Here is a 26,979-nt window from a genome sequence, read left to right on the forward strand (position 1 = left end):
ACGATAAAGGGGGAACCATTATGACTGACAGTCAGGTGGCGGCAGCAGAAAGTGCCGGCACAGAAGCTAAAATTATTGCCCGGAATATCCGGCGCGTCTACTGGGTCAAAAGGCAACCAAACGAAGCCGCAACTGAATTTGAAGCAATTAAACATCTTGATCTCACGGTCAAGCAGGGAGAGTTTCTGGCCATTGTCGGACCAAGCGGCTGCGGCAAGTCCACCTTTTTGGATATGGTTGCCGGGCTGGCCTTTCCCAGTTCCGGCGAGATCACCATTGACGGCAAAATAATAACTGGCCCGGCCCTGGACCGGGGGATTGTCATGCAGGGTTATGCCCTGTTTCCCTGGCGCACGGTGAGAAAAAATGTGGAATTCGGGCTGGAAATAAAAAAAGTTCCGAAAAAAGACCGCAAGGAAATCAGTCAGCGGTACATTGAAATGGTTGGCCTGACAAACTTTGAAGAGCGGTATCCCCACGAACTGTCCGGCGGGATGAAACAGCGGGTGGCCATTGCCCGGGCTTTGGCCTATGATCCGGAAGTACTGCTGATGGATGAGCCGTTTGCCGCCGTCGATGCTCAGACCAGGGAAGTGCTGCAGGAAGAGTTGCTGCGCATCTGGGAAAAGACGAAAAAGACAATTATTTTTGTTACCCATGGCATTGACGAAGCAGTCTTTTTGGCCGACCGGGTAGCTGTAATGTCCGCCCATCCCGGGACGATAAAGGAAATTGTCAATATAAACCTGCCGCGGCCCCGCGACGGCATCCGGTCATCGGCCGATTTCGGCTGGGTCAGGCATAAAATCTGGGAACTGCTCCAGAATGAGCATTTTACAGGCGGCAAGAAGCCGGCGGCAGAGCAAAGTGTTGCGGAATCAATATCCTCCTCGGCCGCCCTGTAGGCAGGGTCTGCAGTTGAATAACGGGATTAGCTGATCAGACATACTGAAGGCTAAGGGGCTTGTTGCTTGGCAAATCCGTCCCTTAGCTTTTTTTATTTACATCACAGCTTGTTTCGGTTATTGCTCAAAAAATGGGAGGTGTTACGGGTGGAGAAATTAACGCCTAAGAAGCTGTTGCTACCTCAAGTTATGGAATTGATTCGGCATTCTCTTCATACTGTCCAGTACGGACACTTGATTTTAACAATTCAAGACGGGTGTGTCATTAAGATGGAGAGAACAGAAAGGTTCATTTTCTCCTCAAAAAATAGAAAAGGCTATGTAATCCGTGATGTACCTGAGGGCCAGCATTCTTTACAGTCCAAAATTATTGCCCAATTGCAGGGGTTGATGTATGGGCAGCTGATCATCCGGATTGAAGACGGCAGGGTTGAACAGATCGAAAAAACGGAAAAACGGCGCATTAATGAATATGAGGGAATACACGGCGATGGCATCTAAAGCAGCGGTTAAAGCGATGACAATTACCTACAAGCTGGGGACGGCCTTATATATTAACATAACCAACCGCTGTACCAACCGCTGTGTTTTTTGCGTACGAACCACAGCGGCCGGTGTTGCTGACGGCCTTAATCTCTGGCTGGAGCGGGAACCCACCGTGTCCGAGGTGCTCAGGGACATTCAGCAATGGGATACCGCGGAAATAAGTGAGTTTGTTTTTTGCGGTTATGGCGAACCGCTGGCCCGGGCAGACGCCATTATCGACATCTGCCGGGAACTGAAGAAAAGCTATGCTGTACCCATCCGGGTTAATACCAACGGCCAGGCCAATTTGCTGTATGAGCAGGATATTACGCCTTTGCTGGCCGGGCTGGTAGATGCCGTTTCTATCAGTATGAATGCGAAAAATGCCAAAGAGTATCAGGCGATTTGCCTATCGGAATTTGGCGAAAGGGCCTATGCGTCGATGCTGGAATTTGCCGCTAAATGTAAACAATATATCCCGACCGTCGTATTGACAGTCGTCGATATTATGACGCCGGCAGATATCAGGGCTTGCCGGGAGATTGCCAGGCAAATCGGCGTGGACTTCAAAGTACGGAAACTTGTTGGCTAATTAACAGCGGGCGATGAACTGACAACAGTTTATCGCCCTTTTTTAGTCGCCCGGAATTTATAAATTAATTTTGTCGCCATAAGAACGTCGATACCTTAAAGGACTTGTTGCCAGCCAAGTTTTTTCTTTATTTCGATAACTACAACCTGTTTGTTTAGTGGCAGAATACATATGTTTTAATATAAAAGAATAGGGATAATGTATTGACAATAAAGGTGTAAAGGTGTATAGTGTGGTTTGAGTACAAAATACATAAATTCCTCGACACAAATACATTCTGTTAACAAAGCGCCCAAGCTGCACTTGCGGCAGGGATAATCGGTCCGGGGAACAAGAAGGGCAGGAGCAAAGATGCGAAAAAAATTAGTTGCGGCAGCGATGAGTACGCTGCTTATGGCCGGTGTACTGGCCGGTTGTGGCGGCGGTGCCAAAGAAGAAGCCAATGTTATCAAACTCGGCGGTAATTTTGAATTGACAGGCAGTGTTGCCAACTACGGCAATCAGGCGGTAAACGGCATTAAACTGGCAATCAAACAGGCCAATGCTGCCGGCGGTATTATGGGTAAGCAGATTACCCTGGTCCTGGCCGACAATAAGTCAGAAGCGGCCGAAGCAACTAATGCTGCCACTAAACTGATCACCCAGGACAAGGTTGTGGCTATTTTCGGACCGGCGACCAGCTCCAACACCCTGGCTACCGTGCAGGTGTCCCAGGACAATAAGGTGCCGGTGCTTACTCCGACAGGCACTAATGAAAAGATTACCGTGGATAATGGCAAAACCCGGCCGTATGCTTTCCGGTCCTGTTTCATTGATCCGCTGCAGGGTACCATTATGGCCAATTTTGCCAGCAACACGCTAAAAGCCAAAACGGCCGTCATCTATATTGACAACAGTTCCGACTACTCAAAGGGGCTTGCCCAGTCTTTTGAAACCCTGTTTACGCAAAATGGCGGCCAGGTGCTGGGTAAAGAGGCTTTTCTCCAGAAAGACCAGGATTTTAAATCTACCCTGACTAAAATTAAAGCCCTTAATCCGGATGTTGTTTTCCTGCCGGCTTACTATGAAGAGGTAGGCAAGATTCTTAAGCAGGCCCGGGAGATGGGCATGAACATGCCGTTTCTGGGCACTGATGGCTGGGATGATGCCAAAGTGGTGGAAATCGCCGGCGCGGCGCCGCTCAATAATTCATTCTTCAGCAGCCATTTTTCCTCCCAGGACACCGACCCGCATGTGGTAAAATTCATTGCCGACTACAAACAGGAGTACGGCCAGGATCCCAGTGTCTTTTCCGCTCTGGGCTATGATGCAGGCTTACTGATGATTGATGCCATCAAGCGGGCCAACAGCACGGATCCGGTTAAAATTCGCGAGGCACTGGAGCAAACCAAAAATTTGCAGTTAAGTACAGGCCTGGTGACGATTGATGCCAATCACAACCCGATCAAAAGCGCCGTTGTTATTGAAATGAAAGACGGCAAACAGGTATTTAAAGAAAAAGTGACGCCTAAACTGTAAGTGCGGTTGTGGGGCACTGACGGATAATTTGCCCAAAAATGGTTGACAGTTTTGTGCACATATGCTACCATATAGATAAGAGATATAGTTCTTGCTGACCGGAAAACCGGAGGCAATCGATGGCTGAGTCAGCTTCGATTGCCTCTTTTAGTTTTACGGTACTCCATCAGTACTTATTTTTTAGTAAAACAGGTTAAAATAATATTAATGATATGAGAGGATGGGATATTATGGCTAAAATTTATGGGAATTTGACTGAACTAATTGGTAACACCCCCCTTGTTGAACTGAAAAACTATGCGGCAAAAAGAGAACTTGGCGGTAAAGTACTGGCCAAACTTGAATACTTCAATCCGCTGGGCAGTGTCAAGGACCGTATTGGCCTGGCAATGATTCAGGATGCAGAAGAAAAGGGGCTTATTAATAAGGATACCGTTATTGTCGAGCCTACCAGCGGCAATACCGGCGTTGGCCTGGCCTTCGTCGCCGCCGCCCGCGGCTATAAGCTGATTTTGACCATGCCGGAAACCATGAGCATTGAACGGCGCAAGCTCGTCAAGGCCCTGGGGGCGCAAATAGAGCTGACACCAGGCGCCAAAGGGATGAAAGGCGCTATTGCCCGGGCCGAAGAGATTGTTGCCACTACCCCCGATGCCTGGATACCGCAGCAGTTCAAAAATCCGGCTAATCCTGCCATCCACCGCAAAACAACGGCTGAAGAAATCTGGCAAGACACTGACGGCGCCGTTGACATTGTCGTTGGCGGCGTAGGTACAGGCGGCACAATTACCGGTATCGCCGAAGTCCTGAAAGACCGCAAGCCAGGCTTGAAAATCGTTGCTGTTGAGCCCGCAGACTCGCCGGTACTCTCCGGCGGCAACCCCGGCCCTCATAAAATCCAGGGTATTGGCGCCGGCTTCGTTCCTGATGTGTTTAAACCCGGACTGATTGACGAAATCATTACCGTCCAAACAGATGAAGCCTATCAAACGGCAAGAGATGCGGCTGCCAGCGAGGGTCTGCTTGTCGGCATATCCAGCGGCGCAGCCCTCCATGCAGCGTCCGAACTGGCTAAACGGCCGGAGAATAAAGGCAAAACCATTGTTGTTATTCTGCCTGATACCGGTGAACGGTACCTGTCAACCCCGCTGTTTGGCGAGGAATAAATATAACAAAAGCGCTCTGCAGTGTGCACGCTGCAGAGCATTATTTTTTTACCCCATCATAATTTATCAGGCCATGCTCTAAGGGATACAAAAAATCTTTATCCTACCCCTAAAGGCCACAGGCGCCGCCGGCTTCCCTTAGGACACCTAAAGCAGGAAGAGTGGCATTTAGGGCTGGTGGGCGCTGCTTAACTAACAATCAGGCCATTTTTATAAGCAAAGGCAATTAACTGCATCCGGTTCTGCACATGTAGCTTATCCAGGATATTACGCAGGTGGTTTTTTACCGTGCTTTCACTGAGATATAATTTTTCACTGATCTCCTTATTGCCAAGCCCCTGGCTGATCAACTGCAGGACCTCGTGCTCCCGTTCGGTAAGCCTGTGATCCTGGACCGCCTGTTTTTGTCCGGCGAACTCCTGCAGGATTTTGGTCGCCAGCACCCGGGAGATCGGTGCCTCCCCCTGGACGATGCTGATAATATAGTCCAGCCAGTACTCGGGTTCCATATTTTTGAGCAAATAACCCTGAGCCCCCATTTTAATAGCTTCAAAAAAGTCCTGGACATCGTCGGATACACTGAGAATAATGATTTTTATATGGGGCATGGCGGCTTTGATCCTACCGGTAGCTTCCAGGCCACCGCCGTCGGGCATGCGAATGTCCATAAGAATGAGATCCGGCATTAACTGTTTCGCTGTTGCCAGGGCTTCTGTTCCGTTGGTTGCCTCGCCGATAATAGTGAACAGGGAGTTGGCGGCGAGAATGCTGGCGATGCCTTTGCGGGACAAAAGATGGTCGTCAACGATTAACACTTTAATGGTCACAACGATAGCCCCTTTGTTTATTTTTGGTAACCGTTACGGTGGTTCCGGCACCGGGAAAACTGGTAAGGCTGAGACCGGCGCCAATGGAGCGGATATCCTGTTCCAGCATTTTATAACCGAAAGATTTCTTTTGCCCGCAGTTTGCCGCAGCTACAAATCCCTTGCCGTTGTCGGCGATGGTCATAGTGAAAGCTTTGTCGCTTTCGCTTAAGCTGACACTCACCTGCGTGGCCGCGGCATGCTTGCGGATATTAAATAATAATTCCTGAAAAATATGAAATAACTGTTTACGCTCATAGGCATTAAAGGGAATTTCGTTGTCACAACTGATAATGAATTCTGTTTTGGCACCGGTCTGGGCCTCATACTGGCGCAAATGCTTTTGGATGGCGGTGATGAGATTGATATTATCCTCCAGGGCGACTGTTTGCAGCGCAAAAATATGCTGCCGCAGTTCCGTATCGGAAAACCGGATGGCTTCCCGCAGCTCCTTGATTGCTGACAAGGGCTTCTGGTTGTTTTTCCAGGCAGTTTCAATCTCCATTATTTTCACATTCATATAAAATAATGACTGGGCGATACTATCATGCAAATTGCGGGCAATCCGGTACCGTTCCTGCAGTACGGCAGTTTCCTGTTTTTCCTGCTGCAGCTTGCCGTACAGGTTTTCCATTAAGGCGAAAATGCCGTGAGAAAACACAATAAAGATGACACCTGTCAATACCGCGACCAAAACATTGCCCCAATCCATGGAAATAACATGCAGGAATTTATGCCTGGCAAATTCAAACAGGCCAATGCAGATCGCCGGTACAATGGCCGCAATCCATTTCATTTTAGTAATATGCATGCGATCCTCCCCGGATAAGCGTGATAACGTAACATTATTTCAGTTCGGCCAGGCCGCCGGCGCGTAAGGTGATACTATGGGCTGCCTGTAAATCGAGCTGCTGCCACTTCAATTGTTCGCCACAACAGGTAATTCCCATAATATCCCACTGCAAAACGGCGGGATCATAATTGGGAAAGTGAGTACGTATACTTTCGCCGCTTAGTAATTCTCTCCCTTGCAAGGTGTTTGGTCCCAAGGCGGCACTGTTTGCGGGCCTAATCGACAAGTCATACAGGTCGGAATCGCTGGCATTAATAATGATGAATTCCTGGCTGGCGGCAAAAGCGGCAGCGGGAAAGGCAGCCAGGAGTAAAGCGATAAGCAGTACGGTCAGGCAATAGGTTTTCAATTTGCTAAGCCTCCGTCTTATAGTTGTAACCATAACTGTCAGATCAATTTCCGGGGTTATGGCAGCCCGGACAATGCATAAAGGGATGGCCGTACGGCCATCCTTTAGCGGTATTAACGCCTGTCAATGCTGGTTTTTATGAGCTTCTGCCAACAGGCAGCCCTGTGCCGTTTCGCCGCTTTTGGCCAGCCAGCCGTCTATGCCATGCAAGCGTAAGACAAAGACGGCATAGGCTCCGTCCACTGCAGAGTCGCCAATGACCAAGACGCGCCTGTCGCGGGGTAATTCCCGCAAATAGTCATGCAAAGCAGTGAGCGGCACATGCAGGGCCTCTTTGCCCGGCGATTTCCGGAAGCTTTCGGCAGCGCGCACATCCAGCAGGAGATCACTAGCCGTTTTACTTTCCAGACTGACAATAAAGGAATGATTGGCCGGCACCGATTTTAACAATTCGTCAATTTTCTGATGGATCGATACATTGCCGTCGGCGCCGCCAGATGCATGGCCGGCCGCGTTCCCGGCCAGCGCGTAGGCCGGAGTTAACGTGAAAGATAAAATCAGTGTTAATACCAATAGCAAACGATTTTTCATACTAACACCTCCTCGTTGTAAAATGTACTGTAACTGCCGTTAACGGCAACAGTTTCAGAAGCGGGCTTTCACCGGCGTTACTGTTAGGCCGGAAAAGCGGCAAAGGCTACAAAGGTCGCAGGACCTTTGTAGCCTTCAGCTTGTTTGCTAATCAACTATGTATATATGATAAACCATTTTTTTGCAATAGTCTACCGTTCGAAAGTACTATTGATACTACCCAAAAGTACTATTTAGCCGGCTGCTGGCTGTTTGGGGAAAGGCCCGGGCAGAACAACCAGTATAAACAACAGGTTAATTGCTCATTTTGGTACTTGCAGGTAATAGGATAGTACTTGGGGCTAGTATTCCGCTGCCAAGTAAAGGCGTATAATTAATATCACTGACAGGAAAAGTGAATATTGGCTGATTGGTAAAAACTGAAGGCCGGGATGTTCTCAGGAACACCTGGCTTTTGGCGTTTTCAGGCCGCCCTATTCTTCGGCCGGGGAAGCAGGAAAGGAGGCCTGTTACAAGCCGCAGCCAACGGGCCGATTTACCTGCACATATAAACTGATTAGTAAAGTAAGCGGGTTTATGCTAACAAGATTGCAAAATGATAAAGGATGATGAGCTGATGAAAAAAGTACGGACCCTTGTTATTTCTACCGTATTGCTGTTGGCAGCGAATACTCAGCCACCGTTGACAGCGGAAGCGGCACAGCCAACATTTACGCTGGCAGAAATTGTTGTCACCGCGCCGGCGGTCAGTAAGCCTTTGCTGGTGGAAACCGATCCCCAGTCGCCGCGGCAGCCCGTACCGGCTGCTGACGGAGGCGGTTATTTGAAAAATGTTCCCGGATTTTCCCTGTCCCGGCAGGGAGGAACCGGCGGCGATCCGGTTTTCCGGGGATTAGGGGGAACACGGCTGAATATCCTGCTGGATGACACGTATCAGTTTGGGGGGTGTCCAGGCCGGATGGACCCGACCACTGCTTATATTTTTCCTGAATCATACAGCAAAATTACCATTCTGAAGGGGCCGGAAACCGTTAAATACGGCGGCGGCAATATTGCCGGCACGGTACATTTTGCCAGGAATACGGAAAGGTTTGACAAGGCCGGCATCAGGGTCAGCAGCAGCGTGCTTATCGGCAGCGCCGGCCGCGATGATGAATTGCTGGATATTACAGCCGGCGATGCAGCTGGTTATGTGCGCTTCATAAGGACCAGGGCAAATTCCAATGACTACGAAGACGGTAAGGGCAATAAAGTCCATTCTTTTTATACCCGTAACAGCGTGACCGGGATTTTTGGCTGGACGCCGGATGGGGATACGGTCTATGAGTTTACGGCCGATACGAGTTACGCCCACGCTGCCTATGCCGGTAAAGGTATGGATGGTCCTAAATTTGACCGCAATGACTACAGCGTCAGGTTTGTCAAAAAAAATATTTCGCCGGTTGTTGCCGGCCTGGAATTTAAAGCATTTCATAATTATATCGATCATGTGATGGATAACTACTCATTACGGCCCCGGCCGGGGATGATGGCAATGGCGATGGAAGTAGACCGGGCAACAAACGGCGGGCGTTTAACGGCCGACTTGATTTTAGGGGAAGCAACCACGGCAGCAGTGGGGCTGGATTATCAGCGAAATGCTCACCGCGGCCGCAGCAACATGGGTATGGGCTATGGAAAGTGGACCCGGGACCTGACGTTTACTAATTATGGCCTGTTTGGCGAAGTTAAGCGGCAGTTGAATCCACAGGACCGTTTTTTAGGCGGATTGCGAACCGACAGCCTTGCTGCAAGGCAGGAAACAGCGGGAGCAGAGGCGCACGACCGGACATACGGGGCTTTTCTGCGCTATGAGCATGATTATAAGAAGGCTCCGGCTACCTCCTACATCGGTCTTGGCCACGCCCAGAGACCGGCTGATTATTGGGAAAGAAAAGTAAAATTTTTTCTTAAGCCAGAAAAGAATACCCAGCTTGACACCGGTCTCATCTATCGCTCCGGTAAATTAAACACCAGCCTGTCTTTGTTTTATGCGGATATCCACGATTTCATCCTGTTTAAAAATAAAAAGGCAGCAGTGGAAAATATAGACGCGGCATTATATGGCGGTGAAGTCGATTTTGCCTATGCCCTGAGCCGGCGCTGGACGGCAACGGCTTCGCTTGCTTATGTACGCGGCAATAATGACACCGATCATAAGCCACTGGCCCAAATTCCACCGCTGGAAGGAACGCTGGGGCTGAAGTATAGCGATGCTAGAGTGGCAGGCGGTTTGTTGTGGCGGGGCGTTCAGTCGCAAACCCGGTATGATTTGAACAACGGCAGCGAGATCGGCCATGATCTTGGTGCAAGCAGCGGTTTCGGTATTCTTGCCGCCAATATTGCTTATAAAGCCAGTAAACAACTTAGTTTCGCCGCCGGTATTGATAATATATTTGACAAGGATTACGCTGAATTCATTAGCCGGTCAGGCGTGCCGATTCCCGCCCTGGGCATAGATTCTTCCTTCCGAGTGAATGAGCCTGGCCGCACAGTCTGGGTAAAAGCCAGCTATAATTATTAATTAATTCCAGCTATTCCGGCAATGAGGCCTCAAGTTTCCAGTAAAACGGATATCCGGGCTTCGCAATAGAACGGTTCTACAGAGGTGGCAATGTCGTCGAGGGTGTTTTCAATATAGCCGTGGCCGGTAAAGGTAAGCCTGTGGACGGCTGCATAGTCTGCCAGCTGCTGAAAGGCCTGCTGTATCTGCGGCCAGTCCCCCTTGTAATAGCCTACCAGGTAACGACCGCCAGGCTTATGGCCACAATGTATGGCTTGTGCTTTTTTTTCATCGACCGTGTAAAAACAATGGGTAATCTGATGGAAAGCGTTGGCACTGGAATTTCCCTGTTGCAAATGCTCTGACGCCAGCATATAACCGCCCGGATAGCCGCTGTAGCTGTGGGCATGATAGCAGTCATACATAAAATCAGTGAGTACTTTCATCGCTTTTTCAACCGCCATGCCGGCAATCGATTCGCTGACCACTATGGCCTGGGGGGGAAGTTCTAAAATCTCAATTTTGGCGGGATCAATCGTCAGTTTGGCCTCCATAGTGCCGATTTTATTCTGCACCACCTTTTGCAGCCACAGCAGCTCGGAAATTTCCTCTGTCAGCCGTTGATTCTGTTTATGGAGGAATTCCAGTAAAGACTGCGGGGTATAGTGGGTCAATTGTTTTTTTATTTCTGCCAAAGGCACCCGGAGTTTACGCAGTAACTGAATCGCATCAAATAATGTAGTTTGCGCAATTGTGTAATAACGGTAGCCGTTTTCTGTTACCACAGCGGGCTTAAATAAACCGATGCTGTCGTAATACATCAGGGTTCGTTTGTTAATGCCGTACATAGCGGCAAATTGTCCGGTAGTAAACTGTTTTTGCAAAAACTCATTCATCCTGCACCCTCTCCTCTTGACTATTCAGTTACTGTATACTTTATAATAACTCAATAAAGTAAAAATGGTCAATTCTGGGAGACCGTAAGCTGGCAGAGCGGCACAAAAAGGCTGCTCTTCCTTTAGTTAAGCAAATGGGGAGGTTAAAGCCGTGTTTTCAGTAAATAGGAGGAGAGGCTGCTGGGCAGGGATCAGCGCGTTAATGCTGATGTTAATTATTGCCGGCTGCGGCGGCCGGCCAGAGACTGCGCAGGTGACAGCAGTGCCGGTTAAAGCCGTAAAGGTTATCCAGCAGGATATTCAGTTAACCAATGAGTATGCGGGGCAGGTGCAGGCCAAAAATGAAGTCAAAATTCAGGCGCGCGTGTCAGGCAGTATTGTTGAAAAATTGATTGACGGCGGCGATATCGTTACCGCCGGGCAGCCCTTGTTTCGTATCGACAGCATTCAATATGAAAGCACACTGCTTTCCGCCCAGGCGCAGCTGGCACAAGCCGAGGCTAATTGGGAAAATGCCAGGATTGACACGGAGCGCTATCAAAGCTTGCTAGATGCGGCCGCGATTCCGGAGCAGCGCCTGACTACCCAGAAAGCGACCGAGCGGCAGCAGGAAGCGGTCGTGGCTTCCTATCGGGCCCTCGTAAAAAAAGCGCAGGATGATGTAAACAGCACCCTGGTTGTTTCCCCGGTCAACGGGCGTGTTGATGTAAACGCTGTCGCTGTGGGCACTTATGTGCAGGCCGGGAGTACGACGTTAGTTACGGTGAGCGACTTGGACCCGGTGTTTGTAGAATTTAATATGAGCGAAAACGAATACCTTACCTTGCGGCAGGTTGCGCAAAACGATGTTGCCAGCAGCGGCTGGGGCGACAACGTGACAATTACCTTAAGCAATGGGGCCGTGTATCCGTTGAGCGGGAAAGTCACGCAGGCGGACCGGGGCTTGACCAACAACAGCGGCACCCTGACGTTAAAAGCCGCTTTTGCCAATCCTGAGGGAATTCTGATTCCAGGTATGTTCGCCAGGGTTAAAATTGCCGGCCTGCCGATAAAGGCGGCGGTGCTGGTTCCCCAGCGGGCTGTGCAGCAGATATTGGATCAATCGCTGGTCATGGTTGTCAATGCCGAAAATCAGGCAGAGCCCCGGCCGGTCAGCCTCGGGGAAAAGGTGGGCAGCTACTATCTTGTCAGGGAAGGGCTGACAGTGAATGACACGGTTGTTGTGGAAGGGCTGACAAAGGTGCGGGAAGGAGCGGCGCTTGCCGTGACTGTCGTCACTCCGGCCGAGCTGGCGTTATCGATTAACCCGTAGGAGGTGACCATTGTGGCAAGATTTTTTATCGAACGGCCAATTTTTGCCATTGTTATTTCTATAATGATTGTCGTAGCAGGAACGATTGCCGGGCTGAATCTCCCCATCGCCCAGTACCCGCAGATTCAGCCGCCGACGGTATCGGTTTCGGCAGCGTACATCGGAGCGAACGCCGAGGTGGTCAACCAGACGGTAGCCCAGGTTTTGGAAGAGCAGATTAATGGCGTACAGGGCATGAACTATATGAGTTCAAACTCCGATGACTCGGGCGCCTACAGCCTGGAGGTTGTCTTCGATTTGGGAGTCGATGGCGATATTGCTGCCGTTAAGGTGCAGAACAGTGTCGCCCAGGCTAACGCCTCCTTGCCGGCCGAGGTGACTGAGGCCGGCATCACCACCAGAAAAGCGTCTTCCGACATGGCGATGATGCTGAGCATCTATTCGCCCAAGGGTACTTACGACAGTACGTTTTTGACTAATTATTTCAATGTCTATTTGAAGGATGTAATTAAACGGGTTAACGGTGTCGGCGATGTTATGGTGCTGGGAGCCGATTTTTCCCGGCGCATCTGGATTAATCCCGACCGCATGGCCGAGCTGGGGTTAACGGTGAACGATGTGGTTGAGGCTGTCCGCGAACAGAATGTTCAGGCGCCGGCCGGCACCATCGGTGCCATGCCTGCACCCCAAACGCAGGAATTTCAATATACGGCGAAAGTGCAGGGGCGTTTAGTCAGTATCGCCGATTTTGAAAACATTATTGTCAAGGCCCAGCCCAATGGCTCTTTTGTTTATCTGCGGGATATTGCGCGCATTGAGAATGCCGGCAAAGAATTAAATTATTCGGCCAGACAGGATGGCGCCAATACGGTAGCGGTGGGCATTCAGCTGACCAGTGACGCCAACACAATGAATACCATTCAAGGGGTAAATCAGGCTATGGCGGCGGCAGCGGGCGATTTTCCGCCAGATATGCAATACGGGGCTATCTTTGATACTACCGAGTATATTGCGGAATCCATGTCCGAGGTGGTCAAAACCTTTCTGGAAGCCATGGCCCTGGTTATGATCATTGTCTTTATTTTTCTGCAAAGCTGGCGGGCAACCCTGATCCCGATGCTGGCCGTGCCCGTATCGTTGATCGGCACCTTTGGCGCTTTCATACTGCTTGATTTTTCGATCAATACCCTGACTCTGTTTGCAATGGTGCTGGCCATCGGCCTGGTTGTCGATGATGCCATTGTCGTTATTGAAGCGGTCGAGCATCACATCCGCTACAATAAACTGACCCCGCTGGAAGCCACGAAACGGGCCATGGACGAAGTGTCGGGGCCGGTAATTGCCATAGCCTTCGTGCTGGCTGCCGTATTTGTTCCGGTTGCGTTCATCGGCGGCATGGTGGGTGTTCTGTACCGTCAGTTCGCCCTGACCATTGCGGTGTCGATGGCGTTATCCGCTTTTGTCGCCTTATCGCTGACCCCGGCGCTGTGCGCCATGTTGCTGAAACCCCATGCGGAACAGGCCCAGGCGGGGATTATGGGCAGATTATTCGGCCGGTTTAATGACTGGTTTGACCGGACTACCAGCGCGTATAGTGAAACGGTAAAATCATTAATCGCCAAAGCCAAGTATTGCTGCATCTTTCTGTTGATCATCCTGGTGGGAACGGTGTACTTGTACAAAATTGTGCCGACCACGTTTATACCGGATGAAGATCAGGGATTTTTTGCGGCGGTTGTCAATCTGCCGGAGGGGGCCAGCATGAACAGGACCCAAGCGGTAACCGACCGGCTGGCTGCAGAAATCAGACAACTGCCGGGGGTTGAGAAGGTCATTTGGGTTGTCGGCTTTGACCTGTTGTCAAACGGGGCCAAAGCCAATGCGGCAACCCTGTTTGCCGGGCTGGAGCCGTGGAGCCAGCGCAGGGACCCGGCCACCCAGATCGATGCTCTCGTTAATCAGGTGATGGCCGGCGGGGAACAAGTGCCGGAAGCTTCAATTATGGCCTTTAATATTCCCTCTTTGCCGGGTCTGGGCATGGTAGGCGGGTTTACGCTGGTACTGCAGGATATGTCCGGCCACAGCAAGGAAGAACTGGATACGATTACAAGGGACTTTGTCCTGGCTGCCAATCAGCTGCCGGAGGTAACGGCGGTATATTCCACCTATAAAAGTGATTCTCCCGGTTATGAATTCGTAGTGGACCGGGAAAAGGTGAAAAATATGGGGATTGCCCTAAATGATGTGTTTACGGCTTTGCAGGTCAATTTCGGCGGTACCCAGGTAAATGACTTCAATATGTTTAACCGTACCTATAAAGTGGTTATGCAGGCCGATACGATGTTCCGCAATGAAGCGGACATGACGCGGTTTATTAATGTCCGGTCAGCCAATGGCACCATGGTTCCGCTAGATACTCTGCTGACACCGAAGCTGACTACCGGACCGTCCATTATTTCCCGGTTCAATGCCGCCCGCAGCATTCCGATCAATGGCTCCGTAGGCGAAGGCTACAGCTCAGGCCAGGCCCTGGCTGCCATGGAGAGACTGGCTAAGGAAACGCTGCCGGCCGGCTTTAATGTGGAATGGTCGGGACAAAGCCGGGAGGAAAAGAAGGCCGGCAGCACGACTATGCAGATTCTGGCCCTAGCCTTGGTATTTGTCTTTTTATGCCTGGCAGCGCTGTATGAGAGCTGGAGCATTCCGTATGCGGTCATGCTTTCGGTGCCGACCGGCATTTTTGGGGCTTTGTTGTCCCAATATGTTATGAATCTGCAAAACAGCGTCTATATGCAGATCGGGGTAATTATGCTCATCGGCTTAGCCGCTAAAAATGCAATTTTGATCGTCGAATTTGCGAAAGTCAGGGTAGATAAAGGAATGGAACCGGTTAAGGCCGCGGTCGAGGCCGCCTCCCTGCGGCTGCGGCCGATTCTGATGACCTCCTTTGCCTTTATTATCGGCTGCCTGCCGCTTGCGCTGGCCAGCGGCGCCGGGGCCGGCGCCAGGCAGGCAATGGGCACTGCGGTTGTCGGCGGCATGACGATTGCCACGGCTTTGGGCATTTTTCTCATCCCCGTATTATTTGTGGTTGTGGAATGGGTTGCAGCTAAATTGACCGGAAGGAAAAAGCAAGCGGCCGACCGCTCCGGTTGATATATTGTTAACTAAAAATCAACTCACCTGGCAAAAGTCAGGTGAGTTGATTTTATATTCCTAGCTGCGCACATCCGGAAAGCTTAATCTGAACAGCCGGGATAACCATAATGATAAAATATTTAAAAAAGTCTATCAGTTCAGCAGGAGTTTTTAGTATCATGTTGAATAGTATCTGTGAAAAGGTTTGCAGAAACGTTTTCAAAAATATTATTCAACACATATCAGGAGTTTGTTATGAGTGATATCAGAGATGTTGCCAAGCTTGCGGGTGTTTCGCCCAGCACTGTGTCGCGGGTTGTAAGCGGAAAGATTCCGGTTACTCCGGCTACCAGGGAAAGAGTGCTGGCGGCGATTAAAGAATTGAATTACCAGCCTAATGCTATGGCTCAGGTTTTAAAAGGGGCCCGGATTAAGACGATTGGCTTATTTCTGCCGAATGTCAGGGACCTGGTATTTCCTGCGGTTATTCAGGGTATCGAAGATACGGCGGCAAAAAATGGTTATCTTGTGGTAGTTTGCAATACCAACGAAGATGTGGAAAAAGAAAAGTTTTATATCGAAAACTTGAGACGGCGATTAATTGACGGCTTTATTTTCTGTACTGCGCGGGCCGGGACGAATCACTTGCTTACTCTGCAAAAAGAAGGCTTTCCCCACATTTTTTTAATAAGGAAGCCGGAGCAGCTGTCCAATGCCGTTGTCCTCGATAATTTTGCCGGCGCCTTTGCCGCAACCGAATTTTTATTGGCAAAAGGATTCCGCCGTATCGCTTTCATCAATGGCCCGCGTGATATTTTATTATATCAGGAGCGCTTCCGCGGCTACCGGGAAGCGTTAGCGAAAGCGGGCGCCGCGCTGGAGGAAAATCTGATTATTCATGATATATCCGGCCGGGAGGACAGCGGCCAGGCTGTCAAAAAACTGCTGACCTGTCAGGAGCAGCCGGAGGCTGTATTTGCCGCCAGTGACCCTAAGGCTATCGGCGCTATTCAGGCGATTGTCGGTGCCGGTTTCTCCGTGCCGGGCGATATTTCAGTAATTGGCTTTGATGATTCTGCTCCGGCCCGCATGGTAATTCCGCTGCTGACTACGGTGGCGCAGCCGTTTTATGAAATGGGGCAGAGAGCCTGCCAGCGGCTTATTCAACATATTGACGGCAATGGCGAGCTTCCGCCCAAAATGGATGTTTTTCCGGCTGAACTTGTCATTCGGCATACCGTCAAATGCTAAACAACACCGTCCGGAAAGAGGGGATTTAGTACTTAAAAATTTGTAGTTATTTTTTTAATCCATTCTGCAAACGTTTTCATAGCTAATTTTTCGAGAAGGACAAGGAATTGGGAGGATGAAAATGAGCTCAAGCCAAACGCCGGTTGCACATTCTATGAAATTCGGTGAAGCCTTCAAAGTTCATGGGGTAACTTTGATTACCCTGCTGGGAGCCTATATCTTTGATGCTATGGATGCCACTATCTATGCGTACGTCATTCCTTCGATTACCCAGGATCTGCATATTACTTTTGCTGAAGCTTTTAGTGTTGTTTCTGTTTTTTTAATTGCCACAGCCATTGGCGGGCTTATTATCTCCAATGTTGGTGACAAGATTGGCCGTAAACCTACTATATTACTATGCATAGGGCTGTACGGACTGTTTAACTTACTATGCGGAACGGCAAACTCACTTAATGAATTATATGTGTACCGCGCTTTGGTTGGTTTTGCCGTCGGCGGATTCTGGCCGGCCGCCGTTGCCCTGGTATCGGAAACATGGCCGGCCGCATCCAGAGGCAACGCAATTGGCGTTTTGGCCTCAGGCTGGAGTCTGGGTCTGTTTTGCTCAGCCCTGTTTGCTTTTAACATTATTCCTCATTATGGGTGGCGGGCTATGTTTTACGCCACGGCGATACCCTCAGTGATAGTATTTGTCAGCGTACTGTTATTCTTGAAAGAATCACCGGTTTGGCTGGAAAATCGGAGAAAGAAAAAAGAACAGGCGCAGGTTGTTGCCGCCAATGACAGTATTCCGCTTGTAAAGATTTTTCGGAAAGAGCATTTTAAAATAGCGATGCTGGGATTAGGGGTATCCATTTTTGGGCAATTCGGCTGGTGGACAGTATTTACTTTTATCCCGACTTACATGGATAAAACTCTGGGTTTAGGCATAACCAAGGGGGCCGAATTTATGTTATGGAATAGTTTCGGTGCTTTGTTCGGCTATATTGTTTATGGCTACTGGTCTGACAGATATGGCCGCAGACGGTTATTCGCCATTTTTACAACGGCAATGGGCATTATGCTCCCTGTCTATATTTTCGCCGTAACCCATGGTGGAGTGGCCTACTTGCCTGTAATTGGCATAGTGCTCGGCTTTTTCACCGGTTATTACGGCGGCTACGGGGCTTTGTTCGCGGAATTGTTCCCGACAGATATAAGGAGCACGGCCGCTGCTTTTTGTTATAACCTGGGGCGGGCCTCGGTCTTTATTGGTCCCCTGATTATTCCGGTTCTTATCCCCAAAATCGGGTTTGATATGGCGATGGGCGTAGCGGCATTGGCTTATTTTGTAGCCGCCGGCCTGGTTATGCTGCTGCCGGAAACAAAAGGGATCGAAATTACCGCCAGGGATTAAAGATAAAGATCATTGTTGGGCCCAAAACTTAGCATAAATCTAAAGGAGGCGCCGCTTTGCCGCAGATACTTACTCTTGGCGAAAGTATGGTCATGCTGGTAGCCGACCAAAATGACTCGTTGCAGTTTGTTACCAGTTATACCCGCAAAATCGCCGGGGCCGAGTCCAACGTAGCGATTGGCCTGGCCCGGTTAGGCCATGACGTTGGCTGGATCAGCGCGATTGGCGATGACCCTTTTGGCACCTATATCCGCAATACGATTCGCGGCGAGGGCGTCGATACCTCCGGCGTGAAGATACTGCCGCAGTATCCTACAGGACTGCTTGTCAAAGAACGCAATGAAATCGGTGACCCTAAGGTCTTTTATTACCGTCAGGGTTCTGCGGCTAGTCATATAGCTCCTGCTATGGTGGCAGACAAGGATTTTGCCGGTACTCGGCTATTGCACGTTACCGGAATTTTTCCGGCCCTTGGTGAAAGCTGCCGGCAAACCTTGCTAAAAGCAGTAGCCATTGCCAAGAAAAAAAGGGCGTTGGTTACATTTGACCCTAATATCAGATTAAAACTGTGGAGTAAAGCCGAGGCCAGAGACGTCCTGCTTAAGCTGGCCGGACTCTCAGACCTGATTATGCCGGGGCGAAACGAGGCGGAAATCCTGCTCGGGACAGGCGAATGGGAGCAGGTAAAGGCGTATCTGCATCAGGCCGGCAACCGCTATGTGATTATGAAAGATGGCCCGGACGGCGCCTTTTACTCTCAGCGTGAAGGCAATCACATTGTCAATGAGGGTTATGTCAAAGGCTTTCCTGCCAGGCGGGTGGTAGATACGGTAGGGGCCGGCGATGGCTTTGCTGTTGGTGTGCTGTCAGGGCTTACGGAAGGATTAAGCCTGCAGCAGTCGGTTGCCCGCGGTAATGCCATTGGCTCCCTGGCTGTCACTGTTCATGGCGATGCCGAAGGCTATCCCACCAGGCGGCAGCTGGAAGAGTATCTGCAAGCAGCTGGGGGCCAAGACTCATTAATGTGAGGAAAGTAAGGAGATGACCATATGTCTGACAACATGCAAAACTTATATGAAGCAAGATTGGGCCGTTACCAGGCTGCTATAGCGTTAGAACCTACCGACCGGATACCGCTCTCGTCCGGCAGCAACTACTTTGCCGAAGTCTATTCGGGCAATACCAAGCAGGAATTTATATATGATACCGATAAGTGGCTTCAGTCCGAAGCGGTATTTGCCAGCGATTTTCCCGCAACCGATACTCTCCGCACCGGGCGTATTTTTGCCCCCATCCATGACATCTTAGGGGTTAAAACATATAATCTCCCCGGCCGGGAGCTGGGTAAAAATGTTCAGTTCCAATTCGTTGAAAAGATAAATATGGAAGCTGACGAATACAACTTGTTGATTAACGACCCGAATCAATTTTTATTTCAACGCTTTCTCCCGCGGATTTTTAGTGAAATGAATAAAGGTCCGGAACGGGCGTATACGGCATTTTTCAAAGCCGGGATGGCCCAGGCGGCCTTCGGGACTTTTATGCGCGGCAAAGCTGTGCATATGCAGACCCATTACGGTATGCCGGCCCCTATCATGGGCGGATTTCTGGCCCCGTTTGACGCGTTGGCAGACGCCTTGCGCGGTATCAAGGAAGCCTTGCTGGATGCACGCCGCATGCCGGATAAAGTATTGGCAGCCTGTGATTCACTTGCCTATATTATGGCCAATATGGCAATTGCCTCCGGTGATCCGCTAAAACGTTATCCGGTTCTTGTACCCACCCATAAACCAATGTTTATGTCTCCTAAACAGTTTGATGCCATTTATTGGCCGTCCTTTAAAAAGACCTGTGAGATCATTATTAAAGCCGGATACAAGATCCGTGCCTACCTTGAAGGCGATTGGAGCAAGCACTGGCATCATATGCTGGAGTTACCGAAGGGCAGTGTATTGTGTGATATTGACAGTCAAGGGGATATCTTTAAGGCCAAAGCCGAGATTGGCCATCATCAGTGCATTGCCGGTGGTTTGCCCGATTCACTGCTGTGCTTCGGCTCCCCCCGGGAAATTAAAGCCAAGGTCAGGGAATTGTGTGAAAAACTGGGGCCCGGCGGCGGCTATATCATGAATGGCGCCTGCTCGATTCCCTATAATACGCGGCCGGAAAACTATCAAGCCGTATGCGACGCCGTCATGGAATACGGCTGGTATGATAAGTCGGTTACAGCGCCGGTTAAAACCGGCCCACAAGCGGCATTGCCGGTGCCGGAACGCAAACCGCAGGGTATGGTAACCCCCTGGGAGCTAAAAAAACAGGAACTGGGCGAAATCAAAGGCGATGCGGAACTTATCCGCAGGCAATGGGAATTATATGAAACCATGACATACAACTGGCTATGGACCTGGGTTTACTAGTTTTATTATAAAGGTGGTTCACAGCATAGGAAAAACGAATCCGGTATAATGGGGGGAGCGAGATTGAATGATTGAAGCAAAGGTTGCGGTAGTTACCGGGTCATCCAAAGGGATCGGCAAGGGGATTGCCAGTGAATTGGCCAAAAACGGATACGCCGTAGTGATGAATTCCCGGCAGCCCCGGACAGAGGTCAGGGAAGCGGTGGCTGAGGTAGGCGGCTATGGCAATCCGGTTTTATATATTCAGGGCGACATTTCTCGGGCACAGGACAGGCAAATGATTGTTGAGCGGATTATGGATGAATTCGGACGCATTGACCTGTTGGTTAATAATGCCGGTGTAGGCCCCAAGGTAAGAGGGGATCTGCTGGCTGTAACCGAGGAGAGTATGGATTTCGTATTCGGAATCAATATTTACGGTACCTTTTTCCTTACACAATTGGTAGCTAAGGAAATGATTAAAACTAAGCAAAAATATCAAGGGCTTTCACCGGTCATTATCAATATTTCATCGATGTCGGCCTATACATCCTCCACCAGCCGCGGTGAATATTGCATATCCAAGGCCGGTGTAAGCATGATGACCAAATTATTTGCCGACCGCCTAGCCGGGGAAAATATTTTGGTTTATGAAATCAGACCCGGGATTATTGACACGGATATGACCGCAAATGTGCATACTAAATATTCGGCTTTAATTGACAATGGGATTACTCCTATCAGACGGTGGGGGAAACCGGAGGATATAGCCCGGGCGGTTATGGTCTTAGGCAGTGGGGGGCTGGCCTACTCTACCGGCGAGGTAATCAATGTTGACGGCGGTTATCATATTCAAAGATTATAACAGCGGCTGATAAGCAATTTTTTCACATAATTGCCCAAAAATCCATGATAAATGAGGCGATAATATGGCGGCACATAAAAGATTTAATTATAAAACATTAGCGGCGTTAATGGCCGATATCCATGAGCTTAATGTGGATATTCCCGTTGCGGATGATACCAGCGTATTGGTGCAGCCGTTGGTAATCGGCCCAAGGAAGCTTCCCAACCGAATGGCGGTTAATCCGATGGAAGGTTGCGACGGCAAAGAGAATGGTGAGCCCGCTGAGCTTACAACCCGCCGCTATGCCCGCTTTGCCCAGGGCGGCTCGGGCCTGTTGTGGGTTGAAGCCACAGCAGTAGTGCCGGAAGGCCGGGCCAATCCGCGGCAGCTAAGTATAAACGGCAATACGCTGGCAGCATTTACGTCCCTGCTTAGCAATACCCTGTCTCAAGCCCGGGCAGCTTTTAACGAGGATTTCCGTCCATATACGGTGCTGCAGCTTACCCATTCTGGCCGTTACAGTAAGCCTGTAGCCGGTCCGGCTCCCATTATTGCCTGTAAGAATCCTCACCTGGACCGCTTTTTGCCTGAGCAATACAGTATTATTACCGATGCGCAGCTGGCAGCTTTGGAAGACCGGTATGTTGAGGCCGCTGTCCTGGCGGCTGAGGCTGGTTTTGACGCGGTTGATGTCAAGGCGTGCCACGGCTACCTTATCAATGAGTTATTGGGTTCCCATACCCGGGAAGGCATTTATGGCGGCGCATTTGCAAACCGTACGCGGTTTATCTGCAATATTGTTGATAAAATCCGGGCAGCGGCAGGCGGCCGGATTACGATCGCCTCCAGACTGAATGTGTATGATGCGGTTCCCTATCCGTACGGCTGGGGGGTTGACCGCCGGGATTTTCATATACCTGATTTCAGCGAGCCTGTCCGGTTGGCGCAATTATTGTATGAGAAAGGTCTTACACTGCTCAATGTGACCTGCGGCAATCCGTATTACAATCCCCATGTTAACAGACCTTATGATCTTGGAACTTATATACCACCCTGCCATCAGCTCGAAAATACAGCCGTCTTGCTGGCTGCTGCGCGGACCATTAAGCAAGCGGTGCCTGAACTCAAAATTGTTGGCAGTGGCTTGAGCTGGCTGCGGCAGTTCGGGGCGAATGTGGCTGCCGGCTGCATTGAACAGGGCTGGTTTGATGTAGCCGGCTTCGGCCGTCAGTCGTTTGCTTATCCTGATTATGCCGCAGATATCATGAAGACAGGCGGGATGAACGCGCAAAAAGTTTGCCTGGCCTGCAGCAAGTGCACCTTTATGATGCGCGATGGCGGCAAAACCGGGTGTGTGCTCCGTGACAGCAAGGTGTATCTGCCCCTGTACCGGGAGGGGCGTCAAGGCAAGCCGGCCGTTGAATCAGACCGTCCTGGCGAACATGTTTGATGCGGATAATTTATTTCATTCATTAACTGCCGCCAGGGAAACAACAGGTCTTAATAAATTAAAGGAGGCTGGCGATGCGATTGGAACAGCTTACCGTAAATAATGTGGCAATTGATGTCTGGAGCTTAAACACGGTAGTCGTCGGAACCGGCGCGGCCGGACTTAATGCGGCCGATCATGTTTACAGTCTCGGTCAGGAAGACGTGGCCATTGTTACTGAGGGAATGAATATGGGAACTTCCCGGAATACCGGTTCCGACAAACAGACCTACTACAAGCTGACCTTGGCCGGGGCCACGGCCGATTCGGTCGCAGAAATGGCCAAAACCCTCTACCGCGGGGGCGGACGGCATGGCGACGTGGCGCTTGTGGAAGCGGCTTTGTCTACCCGGTGTTTTTATAAACTTATTGATATCGGTGTGGATTTCCCCCATAACCGCTATGGCGAATATGTTGGTTACAAGACCGACCATGATCCCCGCCAGCGGGCCACTTCGCTCGGGCCTTATACCTCCAGGGTTATGACAGAAAAGTTAGAGCGCCAGGTGCGGCGGAAAGGGATTCGGATATTTGACCAGTGCCTGGTGATTGGGATTTTGACTGACCAGGCAGCCGCCGTGGGACTCATAGCGCTTGATATGTCTAAACTGCACGAGCCCGGCCGGGGAATCACGCTTTTTAACTGCACAAACATTATTTATGCTACCGGCGGCCCGGCTGGGATCTATGCAGCTTCAGTGTATCCTGAAAGCCAGACCGGCGCTGTAGGCATTGGCTTAGAAGCCGGTGTTAAGGGCGTGAATTTGACGGAGTCCCAGTATGGGCTGGCCTCGATCAAATTTCGCTGGAATGTATCCGGCAGCTATCAGCAAGTCATTCCCCGTTACATCTCGACTGAGCAGGATGGCAGCAATGCTGCTGAATTCTTAGATGCATACTTCCCTGATAAGGCAAGCATGCTTACCGCTATTTTTCTAAAAGGCTATGAATGGCCTTTTGATCCGCGGAAGCTGGATAATTACGGATCATCCCTGATTGATCTGCTGGTCTACAATGAAACCTGCAAAGGGCGCAGAGTTTTTCTTGATTACCGGTATAACCCTTCCGCGGCGATGCAGGGCGGCCGGTTTGATTTTTCTCTGCTGTCTGATGAAGCGTTTGCCTATATAAGCAAATCGGAAATTCTTCTGGGGACGCCTATTGAACGGCTGCGTAAACTGAACATGCCGGCGATCGAATTGTACCGTGAGCACGGTATAGATTTGGCAGAGGAACCTTTGGAAATTGCAGTCTGCGCCCAGCACAGCAATGGCGGGCTGCTGGGCAACATTTGGTGGGAAAGCAATCTGGCCCATTTCTTCCCTGTCGGCGAAGTAAACGGCTCTTTTGGCGTATATCGCCCGGGCGGCTCGGCCTTGAACGCCACCCAGGTAGGAGGCGTCCGCGCTGCCGAATATATAACCCGGAACTACCGGCAGGCACCGCCTGCTGCCGATCAGTTCATTCAGTTGGTTGCCGGCCAGGTTGAAGCTAAATGGCAGCTTGTCCAAGGCTTGCTGCCATCAACCCGGGTCAGGAGCAATCTTAAAGACAATATAGTCCGGCTGCAAACCAGGATGACGCAAGCCGGGGCTCAGGTACGCTGCCTGGCCGAGGTGGAGGCTGCCGTCAGCGAATGCCGTAATGAGCTGCTGGCTTTCCCGCGAGGGCTGCATATTTCATCCCCTTATGAACTTCCCGGCGCATTCCGTTACTACGATATGCTGGTGACACAGTTTGCGTATCTAGGGGCCATCCGGGAGTATATACACAGGGGCGGGCAGAGCCGCGGGTCTTATATTATTTCCGCGCCGGCGGGAAATTTGCCGGCGGCAGGACTGCCGGAGCAACAGCGGTATGTGATGGATGATGGCCGGTTAATGAATATGATTTGTGAAGTGCAGGTACAAGCAAAACCCGATTGGCAATGCTTGTTTTCCTGGCTTCCTGTCCGGCCGGTCCCGCAGGAAGACGACTGGTTTGAAACCGTTTGGGCCTCCTACCGGCAAGGCGAGGTGTGGCAGTAGCCGGGCCGTCTGCGTAATCGCCCTGCCAGCGGCCGCACAACAGACCGGGGGCGGAGGGGAAAGCTGCCGGTCGATGCTTGACGGCTCAGACCGGTTGTTTTAACCGGCTGAGGTAAATACGGAGTCGCACCGGTTTTGCTGAAGATATGGCGGTGGTAATGTTAACCACCGCCATATTTGTTTTGTCAAATCATAAAGACCAGCTAACGGCCCCCATTGCAAAAATTCATTATATATTTAACTAAATATTTACAATTCTGATCGACCGTAGTATAATTGTAAATAGTAATATTATTATTTAAGAGGTAACGTATATGGAAAAATGGATTGCTGCCCTGCGGGCACAAGGGTATAAGGTTACACCACAACGCCGGGTCGTGATTGAGGCTTTGCAAGCAGGGGGCAAGTTTATTACCGCCCAGCAGGTGCTGGAGGCGGTACGGCAGAAATTTCCCGAGATGAGTCTGGATACGGTTTATCGCAATTTGAGCCTGCTCGTTGATATCGGCCTGGTGCATGAGGTGCGGACCAAAGGGCGGGAAGGCAATGTCTTTGAGATTGCCGTAACCGGTCATCACCACCACACGGTATGCCTGCAATGTGGCAAGGCCGAGTGCCTGGATTTTTGCCCTATCCATGAACAGGATCTGGCAAGGGCTGAGGGAGGCGGTTTCAAAATTACCGCTCATTCCCTGGAATTCTATGGCTATTGTGCCGATTGCCGCAAGACCGGCTGATGCGGTCACATATATAAGGGGGTTACTTATGAAACGTATTGTAAAAATTGGCCTGATGTGCCTGTTGGGGGCGACTGTGCTGCTGGCAGGCTGCGGCGGCAAAACAAAATCCACCCAGTCGTCGCCTGATAAGATTAAGGTTTTCGCGACCGTGTATCCTGTATATGATTTTGCCAAACAGGTGGGCGGCGATAAAATTGAGCTGGCCATGCTGATGCCGCCAGGGGCCGAACCCCATGACTGGGAGCCAACGCCCCAGGATATTATCAAGCTTAAGTCGGCGAAGCTGGTGCTTTATCATGGCGCCGGGCTTGAACCTGTCGATAAACTGCTGAGTAAAGACGTACTGGCGACCGTCAAAGCTGTCGAGGTGAGTAAAGGCATCACCCTGCTTGCCAACCAGGAAGAGCATGAGCAGGAAGACGAAGCTGACGACCATCATCACGATCAGGATGAAAAGGCAGAGCACCATGCGCATGATTCAGAGACAGATCCCCATGTCTGGCTTGACCCGGTCAATGCCCAGCAGGAGGTAAAGACCATTGCCGCGGCCCTGAGTGAGGCAGACCCTGCCAATGCCGACTATTACCAAAAGAATGCGGAACGGTTTATTCAGGAATTAGCCCAACTTGACAATGACTATCAAACCACGCTGGCCAAGGCGACCCGGCGCGATATTATTACCAGCCACATTGCTTTCGGTTACCTGGCCAAGCGGTACAACCTGGAACAGATTGGCATTATGGGGTTAGCGCCGGACAGCGAGCCTACGCCTGACAAAATGGCCAAGGTCGTTGACTTTTGCCGCACCCACCAGGTCAAATACATATTCTTTGAAACCCTGGTCAGCCCCAAGCTGGCTGAAACCATTGCCAAAGAAACAGGAGCAGGCCTGCTGGTGCTCAATCCGCTGGAGAACCTGACCGCCGAGGAAATGAAACAGGGGAAAGACTATCTATCGGTTATGCGGGAGAATCTGGCCAATTTGGCTAAGGCCTTACAGTAATAAACAACAAATCATTTTTTGTCTGGAGAGCAAGACTTCCCGGCCGCCCGGCCGGGAAGTCTTTTTGCATGAGCCGAAAGTAAGCGGTTTCTGCTCATAAGCCCTGTCAGCTTAGGCGCTGCCAGGAACTAGACAGGAAAAATCCTGCTGTTGCCAGCAGGATTTGCAAACCGGTATTAATCTTTTAACTGGGCAACCAATGCCTGCGGAGCCGCTGCGGACTGGGCCAATGCGGCAATACCTGTCTGCTGCGCTGTCTGTGAGCGAATCAGGGGAGCGGCCTCGGCGGCGGCAATGGCAGCCAGCCCTGCCGATTCGCTGTCCGGTTGCGGGCTCGATAATGTATTTTTGCTGCCGCTTAATTCTACTACATAGGCGGGGCCGATCCGCGCGTTTAAATCGTCGGTCCTGTCATCAGCGCCTGTTTCCCAACCTGACGCAATTGGCGTTGCCTGTGTTTTGTCTGTTGCTGATTTTATAAACTGATAATCAGTATTTGCAATAGCAAGATTCACCGACGACATACCCTGCACCTCCTGCGATTTTCTCTTTATTTCTACTATGCTACTATACC

General features: G+C 50.5%; 23 protein-coding genes. 17 read left to right on the plus strand and 6 right to left on the minus strand.

Going from position 1 to position 26,979, the window contains the following annotated elements; genetic code table 11:
• The first annotated feature begins 20 nt into the window (after window positions 1-20).
• The 5 genes from ACZ481_RS06200 to cysK all read left to right on the plus strand — a co-directional run bounded on the left by ACZ481_RS06200 (window position 21) and on the right by cysK (window position 4,706).
• A complete protein-coding gene (locus ACZ481_RS06200) occupies window positions 21-905 on the plus strand; it encodes an ABC transporter ATP-binding protein (RefSeq protein ID WP_464769293.1) in 885 nt (294 codons plus the stop codon).
• A 147-nt stretch (window positions 906-1,052) separates the two neighbouring features.
• Window positions 1,053-1,406: a DUF2292 domain-containing protein gene (locus tag ACZ481_RS06205; RefSeq protein WP_464769294.1), complete on the plus strand. Its 354-nt coding sequence runs from the start codon at window positions 1,053-1,055 to the stop codon at window positions 1,404-1,406.
• Window positions 1,396-2,022, plus strand: a complete 627-nt coding sequence (locus tag ACZ481_RS06210) for a TatD family nuclease-associated radical SAM protein (protein WP_464769295.1) — start codon at window positions 1,396-1,398, stop codon at window positions 2,020-2,022. The genes ACZ481_RS06205 and ACZ481_RS06210 overlap by 11 nt, the downstream gene beginning before the upstream one ends.
• 351 nt (window positions 2,023-2,373) lie before the next feature.
• Window positions 2,374-3,540 (plus strand): ABC transporter substrate-binding protein, encoded by a 1,167-nt coding sequence (locus ACZ481_RS06215; RefSeq protein WP_464769296.1) that lies wholly within the window; start codon window positions 2,374-2,376, stop codon window positions 3,538-3,540.
• Between the two features lie 230 nt (window positions 3,541-3,770).
• Entirely contained in the window at window positions 3,771-4,706 is a 936-nt protein-coding gene (gene cysK, locus ACZ481_RS06220; RefSeq protein WP_464769297.1) for a cysteine synthase A, read from the plus strand.
• 188 nt (window positions 4,707-4,894) lie between these two features.
• Here cysK and ACZ481_RS06225 read toward each other — a convergent pair whose 3' ends face one another.
• The 4 genes from ACZ481_RS06225 to ACZ481_RS06240 all read right to left on the minus strand — a co-directional run bounded on the left by ACZ481_RS06225 (window position 4,895) and on the right by ACZ481_RS06240 (window position 7,365).
• A complete protein-coding gene (locus tag ACZ481_RS06225; protein WP_464769298.1) occupies window positions 4,895-5,533 on the minus strand; it encodes a response regulator in 639 nt (212 codons plus the stop codon).
• Complete coding sequence (locus ACZ481_RS06230; protein ID WP_464769299.1) at window positions 5,523-6,383, minus strand: sensor histidine kinase; 861 nt, start codon at window positions 6,381-6,383, stop codon at window positions 5,523-5,525. The genes ACZ481_RS06225 and ACZ481_RS06230 overlap by 11 nt, the downstream gene beginning before the upstream one ends.
• A 34-nt stretch (window positions 6,384-6,417) precedes the next feature.
• On the minus strand, window positions 6,418-6,774 hold the full coding sequence (locus tag ACZ481_RS06235) for a hypothetical protein (protein WP_464769300.1): 357 nt from the start codon (window positions 6,772-6,774) through the stop codon (window positions 6,418-6,420).
• Between the two features lie 123 nt (window positions 6,775-6,897).
• The gene (locus ACZ481_RS06240) at window positions 6,898-7,365 is read right to left on the minus strand and encodes a rhodanese-like domain-containing protein (protein ID WP_464769301.1); all 468 of its coding nucleotides are present in this window, start codon (window positions 7,363-7,365) and stop codon (window positions 6,898-6,900) included.
• Window positions 7,366-7,981: 616 nt separating this feature from the next.
• Here ACZ481_RS06240 and ACZ481_RS06245 point away from each other — a divergent pair.
• Window positions 7,982-9,928, plus strand: coding sequence for a TonB-dependent copper receptor (locus tag ACZ481_RS06245; protein ID WP_464769302.1), 1,947 nt, complete (start codon window positions 7,982-7,984; stop codon window positions 9,926-9,928).
• Window positions 9,929-9,957: 29 nt separating this feature from the next.
• Here the strand turns inward: ACZ481_RS06245 and ACZ481_RS06250 are convergent, their stop codons facing one another.
• Window positions 9,958-10,803 carry a MerR family transcriptional regulator gene (locus ACZ481_RS06250; RefSeq protein ID WP_464769303.1) on the minus strand — a complete coding sequence of 282 codons (846 nt, stop codon included), beginning with the start codon at window positions 10,801-10,803 and terminating at the stop codon, window positions 9,958-9,960.
• Window positions 10,804-11,005: 202 nt separating this feature from the next.
• On the opposite strand from ACZ481_RS06250, the gene ACZ481_RS06255 reads away from it, so the two are divergent.
• From ACZ481_RS06255 to ACZ481_RS06305, 11 genes are all read left to right on the plus strand, one after another.
• Window positions 11,006-12,115 (plus strand): efflux RND transporter periplasmic adaptor subunit, encoded by a 1,110-nt coding sequence (locus ACZ481_RS06255; protein WP_464769304.1) that lies wholly within the window; start codon window positions 11,006-11,008, stop codon window positions 12,113-12,115.
• A gap of 12 nt (window positions 12,116-12,127) precedes the next feature.
• Complete coding sequence (locus ACZ481_RS06260; RefSeq protein WP_464769305.1) at window positions 12,128-15,271, plus strand: efflux RND transporter permease subunit; 3,144 nt, start codon at window positions 12,128-12,130, stop codon at window positions 15,269-15,271.
• Window positions 15,272-15,508: 237 nt separating this feature from the next.
• Entirely contained in the window at window positions 15,509-16,504 is a 996-nt protein-coding gene (locus ACZ481_RS06265) for a LacI family DNA-binding transcriptional regulator (RefSeq protein WP_464769306.1), read from the plus strand.
• A 121-nt stretch (window positions 16,505-16,625) separates the two neighbouring features.
• Window positions 16,626-17,903, plus strand: a complete 1,278-nt coding sequence (locus tag ACZ481_RS06270) for an MFS transporter (protein ID WP_464769307.1) — start codon at window positions 16,626-16,628, stop codon at window positions 17,901-17,903.
• A 56-nt stretch (window positions 17,904-17,959) separates the two neighbouring features.
• Window positions 17,960-18,931: a sugar kinase gene (locus tag ACZ481_RS06275; protein ID WP_464769308.1), complete on the plus strand. Its 972-nt coding sequence runs from the start codon at window positions 17,960-17,962 to the stop codon at window positions 18,929-18,931.
• 21 nt (window positions 18,932-18,952) lie between these two features.
• Window positions 18,953-20,320: a uroporphyrinogen decarboxylase family protein gene (locus tag ACZ481_RS06280; protein ID WP_464769309.1), complete on the plus strand. Its 1,368-nt coding sequence runs from the start codon at window positions 18,953-18,955 to the stop codon at window positions 20,318-20,320.
• Window positions 20,321-20,387: 67 nt separating this feature from the next.
• Window positions 20,388-21,164 (plus strand): 3-ketoacyl-ACP reductase, encoded by a 777-nt coding sequence (locus ACZ481_RS06285; protein WP_464769310.1) that lies wholly within the window; start codon window positions 20,388-20,390, stop codon window positions 21,162-21,164.
• Window positions 21,165-21,228: 64 nt separating this feature from the next.
• A complete protein-coding gene (locus ACZ481_RS06290) occupies window positions 21,229-22,596 on the plus strand; it encodes an oxidoreductase (RefSeq protein ID WP_464769311.1) in 1,368 nt (455 codons plus the stop codon).
• Window positions 22,597-22,670: 74 nt separating this feature from the next.
• Window positions 22,671-24,662: an FAD-binding protein gene (locus tag ACZ481_RS06295; protein ID WP_464769312.1), complete on the plus strand. Its 1,992-nt coding sequence runs from the start codon at window positions 22,671-22,673 to the stop codon at window positions 24,660-24,662.
• A 314-nt stretch (window positions 24,663-24,976) separates the two neighbouring features.
• Window positions 24,977-25,399, plus strand: a complete 423-nt coding sequence (locus ACZ481_RS06300; protein WP_464769313.1) for a Fur family transcriptional regulator — start codon at window positions 24,977-24,979, stop codon at window positions 25,397-25,399.
• 28 nt (window positions 25,400-25,427) lie between these two features.
• Window positions 25,428-26,405, plus strand: a complete 978-nt coding sequence (locus tag ACZ481_RS06305) for a metal ABC transporter substrate-binding protein (protein WP_464769314.1) — start codon at window positions 25,428-25,430, stop codon at window positions 26,403-26,405.
• Between the two features lie 176 nt (window positions 26,406-26,581).
• Here ACZ481_RS06305 and ACZ481_RS06310 read toward each other — a convergent pair whose 3' ends face one another.
• The gene (locus ACZ481_RS06310) at window positions 26,582-26,929 is read right to left on the minus strand and encodes a hypothetical protein (RefSeq protein ID WP_464769315.1); all 348 of its coding nucleotides are present in this window, start codon (window positions 26,927-26,929) and stop codon (window positions 26,582-26,584) included.
• Window positions 26,930-26,979 lie beyond the last annotated feature (50 nt).

Source organism: Sporomusa intestinalis, from assembly GCF_055383785.1.